The following is a 2323-nucleotide window of genomic DNA, read 5'->3' as shown; positions in this document are numbered from 1 at the left end:
CACTCGATAGACGATGCTAAAAAGCAATTTCCCGACATGGAGCTTGAACCGATTTATGTCAACCTGATTAAACAGGGCGAAAATACCGCTTTTTATCCGTCCGGGGCGGTAGTAGGCACGGTTTCTGCCGGGGAAAATTTTGTCGCGGACTTCAACGATGACATGACATTTGACACCCCATCTCCCATCGGGGATGCCTCGCTTAAGGAGCGTGGGTACAACGGCGTCGACACCGTGGTCTCCGCCAATAACATCGTGCTGCACGCCAAAAATATCCGGGGTGACAGCGGTTTTCAGGCAAAACAGGATTTTTCCGCCATTGCCGAAAATAATCTCCATCTTCAACATGCCGACCTCCAGGCCGGTCATTCACTCTCCCTGCTGGCGGTTAATAACCTGAGTGCCACACAAACCGTGTTGGGCGGCAAAGACATCAACCTGATTACCCGCCAGGGCGATATTCGATTCAGTGAACCTGATATTCACTATTACGATAGTGACGGCCAACCGCACGTTTCCCAACTGAATGCCCGTGAAAAAGTGACGCTAAAAGCGGGCAACAATATTCACCTGGAAAACGTGGCGGTCGCCAAAAACACGCAACTGGGACTGTATGCCGGTCGGGATATTCAGCTGGTGCGCAATGAAAGCCGGCTCACCCACGCGCCACTCAGCAAATCGCCCGCCGATTATAAATCCCGGCTGAAACAGGTCGGAGGGTGGGAAAGTGCCGGGGATATAGTGATCTCTGCGGGTAACACCCTGCAAATTCAGGGACTCACCCTCAATGCCGGTCAATCAATCAGTCTGCATGGCGGACAAGATATCGATTTATCCCCCCGTGTACTGAATCAAGACGATGATAATGCTTTCCGAACACAACGCCGTCCAGAAATGCGCACACAACTGCTTGCCGGTCACAATCTCACATTAAATGCCGCCCGGGATATCCACTTACAAGGCGCCAATCTCCAGGCCAAAAATCAGGCAACCGTTCTGGCCGGCCGGAATATGACACTGGGGGCATTGCCGTATTCCGCTATCGCCCATCCGTCGGAGGAACATCAGGATGAACGTCATCAGGGGACAGACCTCCGGGGAGAAAAAGGGCTGACGCTGGCCGCTAATGGCTTCCTGACCACGCAAGGGAGCACGCTGAACTCAGCCGGTCACATCATGCTCTCCAGCGGGGGCAATATGCGCTTTGAATCAGTGCGTAACCATACGAGCGGAAGCGGAACCGAACGCTACACCCCGCAAGGCACGGAGATAAACAGTGGCGGTTATCTGACGATGCTCTCCGGTGGGAGTATTCTGTTTCAGGCGACCAAACTGATGGCGAAAGGTGCAATAGATATTGCGGCGCAAGGGGGTTTTCTGTATGCCCAGGCCATGGAAGAAACCTATCGATGGGAAGAAAAAAAGAAAAGCTGTAAAAAAGTCCTGGGCATTCAGTCCTGCACCGTTTTTGGCTCTAAGACAGAAACCCGGAGAAAAGAGAGCGCCACGAATAAAGTCACCGAATTTACCGCCGACGGTAATATTAATCTGCTGGCAAAAGATGATGTGACGCTGGAAGCTGCCCGGATTAACACGCAGAAAAATGCCGGCATCACCAGCCGGACAGGTCAGGTGAATTTCAAGGCGGTGAAAAATACCACATTTGAACAGACCATTACCGAATCCACAGGTTTTTTTATTACCCACAGTGATAAAGGCTACATTGAAAATACCTGGGTGCTTCCGGCGATCCATTTCGGTGGAAAACTCACCGTAGAGGCCGCCAACGGGATCAACGCGGATATCAAAGCCCAAAAGGGTCAATCGTTACAAAATGCTGTCTCCATCTTCGGTAATACCCCGGAAACCGCCTGGCTGAAAGGACTGAATGAACGTCAGGATGTTCAATGGAACTTAGTCAAAGATGCGTATGACCGCTGGGATTATAAAAGCCAACACCTGAATCCGGTGGTTTCGGCGGTGATAGCGATTGCCGTGGCTACCGTGACGGCAGGCGCAGGCATAACGGCTTCGGTGGCCGGATCAGCAGCAGGCACGGCAGGTTCAGCGGCGACGACAGCGGGGGCAACCGCCAGTACCGCCGCTACTGTGGGCTCAATGGCTTACGGCGCAACGACTTCCGGCATGGCGGCTCTGGCCTCTCAGGCAGCGGTCGCCCTGGTAGATAATCAAGGTGACCTGTCCAAAACCTTAAAAGCAATGGGAAGCAGCGATACCGTTAAATCAACCCTGACTTCTATGGTAATGGGCGGTGCCCTCGCGGGCTTTGACACGGTGATGGGATGGGACAACGCGGCTAATG

At 52.9% G+C, this 2323-nt stretch carries 1 protein-coding gene; it reads left to right on the top strand.

Annotation, left to right across the window (positions count from 1 at the left end; translation table 11 throughout):
• Positions 1-2323: DUF637 domain-containing protein (locus LGZ99_RS24070; protein ID WP_262979812.1), on the top strand; the 2323-nt coding region annotated here is incomplete at both ends.

This window comes from Photorhabdus temperata, from assembly GCF_025384845.1.
Classification (GTDB): domain Bacteria; phylum Pseudomonadota; class Gammaproteobacteria; order Enterobacterales; family Enterobacteriaceae; genus Photorhabdus; species Photorhabdus temperata.
This window is presented reverse-complemented; position numbering and strand designations above follow the sequence as displayed.